Genomic DNA, 6,096 nt, shown 5'->3' with positions numbered 1-6,096 from the left:
GCCTCGTAGATGGAATCGCCCAGCGCATCGCCGGCATCGCCCAGCACCACGAGGTTGCCGGACTGCGCCATGAAGGCCGACATGTGGCCGATATTGCCGTGCACGACGATGTCGATGCCCTTCATCGAGATGCCGCAGCGCGACGACGCGTTGCCTTCGATGACCAGCAGGCCCCCGCGGCCGGTGGCGCCGGCATACTGGCTGGCGTCGCCTTTGATCACGATCGAGCCCGACATCATGTTCTCGCCGACGCCGGGGCCGGCCGAACCATGCACGGTGATGGCGCCGCCGGCATTCATGCCGCCGCAATAGTAGCCGACGCTGCCGCGCACATCGATGGCTACTGGCTGGTCGACGCCGACGGCGACCGAATGGCTGCCCTTGGGGTTGAGCACTTCCCATGCCGTCTCGTTGGAGCCCGGGGTCAGCTGATGCAGCGCCTGGTTCAGCTCGCGTAGCGACAGCTCGGCAAGGTCGAACACCCTGGCGTGGCTCAGGTCGCGCTGAGCGGGGGATACGTTGGTTGCCGGCATGAACTCAATGCTCCCAGAAATAGACGGTTGCGGGCTCCGGTTCCCAGACCCTCGCATTGTCTATGCCGGGCAGTTTGGTGAGCGCGCGATATTCGGAACCGAAGGCGACATATTGGTCGGTCTCGGCCATGACGGCGGGCTTGCAGGCGATCGGGTCGCGCACCACGCCGAAGCCGTTCTTGGTGCCGACGACGAAGGTGAAGAAGCCATCGAGGTCGGAGAGCGTGCCCTCCAGCGCCTCGCCGAGGTTCTTGCCGTGCGCGATCCTGGAGGAGAGATAGGCGGCTGCCACCTCGGTGTCGTTCTCGGTCTCGAATCTCATGCCTTCGCGGATCAGCTCGCGCCGCACATTGTTGTGGTTGGACAGCGAGCCATTGTGCACCAGGCACTGGTCTGCGCCGGTCGAGAAGGGGTGCGCGCCCATCGTGGTGACCGCCGATTCCGTCGCCATGCGGGTGTGGCCGATGCCATGCGTGCCGGTCATCGAGCGGACGTCGAAGCGCTCGACGACGGCTTCCGGCAGACCGACCTCCTTGTAGATCTCGACGGCTTCGCCGGCGCCCATGATGCGGATATCGGGCCGAAGCGATTGCAGTGCCTCACGCGCGGCGTCGACCTTGTCCGGCGCGGTCCTGATCACCGCATGCGTCGACTTGACGGCGATGCCCACCGGCGCGCCGATCGCCTTGGCGAGCTCCGCGTCGAGGCCGCGGAAGTCGTGTTCAGGTTTCGCTGACTGGATGGTGATCTTGGCCTCGTTGCCGGCCGGTGCGCCATAGATGGCGATGCCGGCGCTGTCCGGGCCGCGGTCGGTGAGACAGATCAGCATCTCCGACAGCATCGCGCCGAGCTTGGGTTCCAGCGACTTGTCCTTGAGGAAAAGTCCGACGATTCCACACATGTCAGCCTCCCGGCGTTTGCAGCTAAAAAATGATGTACCCAATGAGTCCGCAAAATTCAATCGTATGAAAAAAATTTTCCTCTAGTTACGCATGCGGCTCTGCGCCGCTGCCCGTGCCGCCATCGCTCCGGCTGCCCTTGTGAGCCCACTGCGCGTGGCGGATGCGCGCCATCTTGTAGGCATCGAGAATCGACAGGGCATAAATCAGGAAGCCGCCGGCATGACGGCCGACGAAGCTGGCGTCCGGTGTCGCCACCTTGGTGGTCACCCAGCCTAGGATCACCATGAAGAACAGGAATTGCAGCCCGCGGGTCGCCACGCCGAGCAGGACATGTCCGCTCCCCGGCAGCGCGATCGCCGCGCCGAGCACGAGAAACGGATTCGTCGGAGCAGGGGAGGCGGTTCTATCGGTCATGCGGCCTGCCGTTTGCGCACGTTGATCGCATCGCGAAGCGCCGAGGCCGACTGCAGCAGCCTTTCGACCAGCGCCGGATCGAGCCTGGCGTCGCCGAATGCGGCCTGCCGGAACACGCCGTAGCGCGCCCGCTCCGCCTCGGCCAGCAGCCAGACGATGCGCACGCCCTTCGGTGTGACCAGCAGTTCCTTGGCCCGGCCCTCGGCGAAGATGTCGAGATGGCCGGCGATCACGTCCTGCGGGAAGGCGACCCCCTTGCGGTCCGTGCGCAGCACCGCTTCGGCGGGAAAGCTGGCGGCCTTCGGCAGCGTATGGCCGAGGTGATCGAAATTGGAGAAGGTGGTCGCCGAACCCGGCCGCATCATCATGTCGAAGGTTCCCGGCACATCGACAGGCTCGGTGACCGTAACGCTCAGCCATCGCGTCGGCAGTTTTCGCGTCGCCAGCGTGTCGATGATAGTGCGGACCTGCGCACGTTGGCCATTCCAGGCGCCAGCCCAGGTGAGGACACCGGCGGTGCCGTCCGAGACATCGATGGCGTCGGCGATGACGGAGCGAATGCTGGCGGTGTCGGCGGCAAGCCCCGCCCTGGCCCGTTTGCGGCTTTTGCGCGCGAGCCAGGCGAGGTGGACGACGACGGCAAGCGCAATCGCCCCGACAAGTAAAGTTGACGTCAACTCAGACATCTCGACACGCCAGAGCCCGCTGTCAGCCGGCGGGCTTTCTTTCCACTCAATAGCCCTGCGGCTTCGGCCACGGCATGGTGAACTGGTCGCCGCGGCGCACGAATTTGTAGCGGTAGAAGTGGAACCACAGCGAGATCAGGAAATAGAAGATGGTCATCGCGATCAGCTGCGAGCCGAAGCCGAGGAAGATGGCGAAGAAGGTGACCACGCACAGGCAGAACAGCACGATCGCCGGCAGCGGATGGAAGGGATGCGTGTAGCCGCGACGGATCGAGCCCAGCGGCCACTTCTTGCGGAACATCATGATGTTGATGCTCATGAAAGTGTACTGCAGCACGCCCGACAGGATCGAGAAGGTGATGGCCTGGTTGAGATCGGCGATGAAGGCGAAGGCGAGCGCGATCGGCAGCAGGAACAGGATCGAGCGGTAGGGCGTGCGGTATCTCGGATGCACCGCCGAGAACCAGCTCGGCAGATAGCGGTCGCGGCCGAGCGAGAACCAGGCGCGCGCCGCATCGTTAATGCAACCATTGGCGGAGGCAAGTGCTGCCAGCAGCGTCGCGATGAACAGCAGGTTCTCGAGCAGCGGGCTGCCGGTCAGCTTGCCGGCGTCCCACAACGGATAATAGGTGATGCCGAGATATTCCCACGGCATCATCGAGGCGCAGACATACCAGGTCATGGCGGCGGCGATCAGAAGGGTGATCATGCCGGCCATGGTGCCGTAGGGCAGCGAGCGCGCCGGCGAGCGCACTTCCTCGGCGGCCTGCGTCGTGCCCTCGATGCCGAGATAGTACCAGATGCCGAACTGGAAGGCGGCGATGACGCCGATCCAGCCATAGGGCAGCGCATTGCCGGGCGTCACCAGCTCGTTGAGCTTCAGCACCGCCCCTTGCGTCCACGGGCTCACCGAGAAGAACAGGATGACGATCGAAATGTAGGCGATCGCGGTGATGATGAAGTTGACGTTGAGCGTCATCAGCACGCCGCGATAGTTGAGCCATGCCAGCACCACGATGGTGGCGGCGATGAAGGAATTGTGGGTAAGCCCCTCGACGCCGGCCTTAGCGACTATCGTGTCGCCGAGCAGGATTGCGTCCGACACTTCGAGCATCGTGTAGGCGAAGACCAGGAAGAGTGCGACGTTAAAGGCCATCAACGGCCCGACGATGTGCTTGGCCTGCGCGTACTGGCCGCCGGCAGCGGCGACGGTCGAGGTCACCTCGGAATCGATCATGGCGACCGAGGTATAGAGCAGGCCGACGATCCAGCAGACGATCAGCGCCGCCAGCGCGCCGCCCTTGTCGGCCGAGAAGTTCCAGCCGGTGAATTCGCCGACCAGCACGATGCCGACGCCAAGCGCCCAGACATGAGCGGGGCCGAGCACCCGGAGCAGCGAGACCCTGTCGCCGTGGATGGTGGTGGTGTTGTCAAGCGCGACCGTCATCGATCAATCCCCACTCAGATCCGGTGCTTCTCGGAGACGGCTTCAAGCTCGCCTTCGCGCGACGAGGTCAAGACCTCTTCGGAATAGGCCGAGTCGACCTTGAACCAGTCGTAGAGCATCCACAGCGCGAGCACGATCGAGATGCCCCAGCAGGCGTAAGACAGCGGTATCCACATGAGCGTGCCCCCGGATTACTTGTCGTCGAATTTTTCGTTGATGACGTCGCGATATTCCCGGTCCGATGCGCGGAACAGGAAGACGAAATAGGCGATCAGCACGATCGCCATGATGATCAGCGTCGGCCAGTCGATAATGTACTGGAACCGATTCTGGATGATGTCGTGCGCGGTCTCGGGCGTATAGCCGAGCTTCTCCCAGATCGAGGCCATGGTGGCGTTCTGGCCAAGCGCGTCCCAGGTCTTGGCGTCGAGCGGATCGATGGACTTCGCCGCTCCGGCGAGGCCGAGCTTCAGCGGCAGCCACAGCGCCACGAAAATGGCCACCACGACGACAGCGATGTCGAAAATCTGGCCGGCCTTGCTCTGTTCCGGCGGCGTGTAGCGGGACATGCTGTCTACCCCTTGCGGTTGCGGAACGCATCGGCGTTCTTGATGTCGAGCCCGTAGATGAAGTCCTTGTCTTCCTTGTAGTGGTTGACCATCGCCAGGATGGCGGCCGTGTTGAAGATCAGCACGGCGGCGGCGGCGACCGCGACGACCAGCTTGATGCCGGCGTCCGGAATGTACGGCCATGTCATGATGAGGACGAAGAGGATCGTCGCCCACAGGCAGATGATCAGGAGCGCGGATCCGCGCACGTCGGAACGGTACAGCGCATCGATGCGCTGCTGCAGGTCGGACATCGGTTTTCCCCTTCTCTCGACGTCCGAAGCGAATCGGCCGGGCGTCCCGCTCTTTCAACAGAGTGAAATTTTTTTCATAAGTTCCGACCGAATTCCGGAATTGTCAAGCCGGATTTACGGTTTGTGAACCGTTCGTTCCAGGTCAAGAATTTTGCCTGACAATGAAATTATTTGCTTGCAGGGGATTGCAGCGCTTCGTCGTTTGCGGTCAATATTCGGCCAAAGCTCCGGCCGTCGCGCCAAGGAGCAGGGAACAGCAATGACTTTCGGACGGAGGACGATCGGATGACGGCATCCTGGAGATTTTCGACCTTGGCGGACCGCCATCGTGCGCTCGGCTCGAAGCTCGAGGACTGGAGCGGCATGGGCACCGCCTGGACCTACGACAAGGATGCCGACGAGGAATATGTCGCCATCCGCACCAAGGCCGGCCTGATGGACGTGTCGGGCCTGAAGAAGGTACACATCACCGGGCCGCATGCCGCACATCTGATCGACCTCGCCACCACCCGCGACGTCGAGAAGATCTATCCCGGCAAGTCGGCCTATGCCTGCATGCTGAACGAGGCCGGCAAGTTCACCGATGACTGCATCATCTACCGCATCAGCCCCAACAGCTGGATGGTCGTGCACGGGTCGGGCACCGGCCATGAAGAGTTGCAGCGGGCAGCTGTGGGCCGCGACGTCTCGCTTCGCTTCGACGACAATCTGCACGACCTGTCGCTGCAAGGACCGACCGCCGTCGACTACCTGGCCAAGCACGTGCCGGGCATCCGCGACCTCAACTACTTCCACCATATGCAGACGCAGTTGTTCGGCCTTCCGGTGATGATCTCGCGCACCGGCTACACCGGCGAGCGCGGCTACGAGATATTCTGCCGCGGCCAGGACGCCGGCACGATCTGGGACAGGATCCTCGACGAGGGCAAGAGCGCGGGCATCATCCCGTGCCGCTTCACCACGCTGGATATGCTGCGCGTCGAAAGCTACCTGCTCTTCTACCCCTACGACAATTCGCAGAAATATCCCTTCGACAATGAAGGCCCCGGCGACACGCTGTGGGAGCTCGGCCTCGACTTCACCGTCAGCCCCGGCAAGACCGGCTTCCGCGGCGCCGAGGAGCACTACCGCCTGAAGGGCAAGGAGCGCTTCAAGATTTACGGCGTCCTGCTCGACGGCAAGGAGCCGGCCGACGAAGGCGCGCCGGTCTATCGCGACGGCAAGAAGGTTGGCGTGGTGACCTGCGCCATGT

9 protein-coding genes are annotated in these 6,096 nt (G+C 63.2%); 1 reads left to right on the top strand and 8 read right to left on the bottom strand.

Going from position 1 to position 6,096, the window contains the following annotated elements; all coding sequences use genetic code 11:
- From EN742_RS20930 to EN742_RS20895, 8 genes are all read right to left on the bottom strand, one after another.
- A partial coding sequence (locus EN742_RS20930; RefSeq protein ID WP_128333222.1) for a GXGXG domain-containing protein occupies window positions 1-533 on the bottom strand: 533 nt, incomplete at its 3' end.
- A gap of 4 nt (window positions 534-537) precedes the next feature.
- Window positions 538-1,434 carry a glutamine amidotransferase family protein gene (locus EN742_RS20925; protein ID WP_127407608.1) on the bottom strand — a complete coding sequence of 299 codons (897 nt, stop codon included), beginning with the start codon at window positions 1,432-1,434 and terminating at the stop codon, window positions 538-540.
- 85 nt (window positions 1,435-1,519) lie between these two features.
- A complete protein-coding gene (locus EN742_RS20920) occupies window positions 1,520-1,849 on the bottom strand; it encodes a hypothetical protein (RefSeq protein ID WP_128333221.1) in 330 nt (109 codons plus the stop codon).
- Window positions 1,846-2,535 (bottom strand): hypothetical protein, encoded by a 690-nt coding sequence (locus tag EN742_RS20915; protein ID WP_189375495.1) that lies wholly within the window; start codon window positions 2,533-2,535, stop codon window positions 1,846-1,848. Before EN742_RS20915 ends, EN742_RS20920 begins: the two co-directional genes overlap by 4 nt.
- A 46-nt stretch (window positions 2,536-2,581) precedes the next feature.
- Window positions 2,582-3,982 carry an amino acid permease gene (locus tag EN742_RS20910; protein WP_127406112.1) on the bottom strand — a complete coding sequence of 467 codons (1,401 nt, stop codon included), beginning with the start codon at window positions 3,980-3,982 and terminating at the stop codon, window positions 2,582-2,584.
- A 14-nt stretch (window positions 3,983-3,996) separates the two neighbouring features.
- Window positions 3,997-4,158 (bottom strand): hypothetical protein, encoded by a 162-nt coding sequence (locus EN742_RS20905; RefSeq protein WP_126056041.1) that lies wholly within the window; start codon window positions 4,156-4,158, stop codon window positions 3,997-3,999.
- 15 nt (window positions 4,159-4,173) lie between these two features.
- Window positions 4,174-4,551, bottom strand: a complete 378-nt coding sequence (locus EN742_RS20900; RefSeq protein WP_127406113.1) for a hypothetical protein — start codon at window positions 4,549-4,551, stop codon at window positions 4,174-4,176.
- Window positions 4,552-4,556: 5 nt separating this feature from the next.
- Window positions 4,557-4,844, bottom strand: a complete 288-nt coding sequence (locus tag EN742_RS20895; RefSeq protein WP_127406114.1) for a hypothetical protein — start codon at window positions 4,842-4,844, stop codon at window positions 4,557-4,559.
- A 285-nt stretch (window positions 4,845-5,129) separates the two neighbouring features.
- On the opposite strand from EN742_RS20895, the gene EN742_RS20890 reads away from it, so the two are divergent.
- Window positions 5,130-6,096 (top strand): aminomethyltransferase family protein (locus tag EN742_RS20890; RefSeq protein WP_148670174.1); only part of this gene is annotated, 967 nt, incomplete at its 3' end.

The organism is Mesorhizobium sp. M4A.F.Ca.ET.020.02.1.1, assembly GCF_004022645.1.
GTDB lineage: Bacteria > Pseudomonadota > Alphaproteobacteria > Rhizobiales > Rhizobiaceae > Mesorhizobium.
Note: the sequence above shows the minus strand (reverse complement) of the source record. Positions and strands in the feature narration are given on the sequence as shown.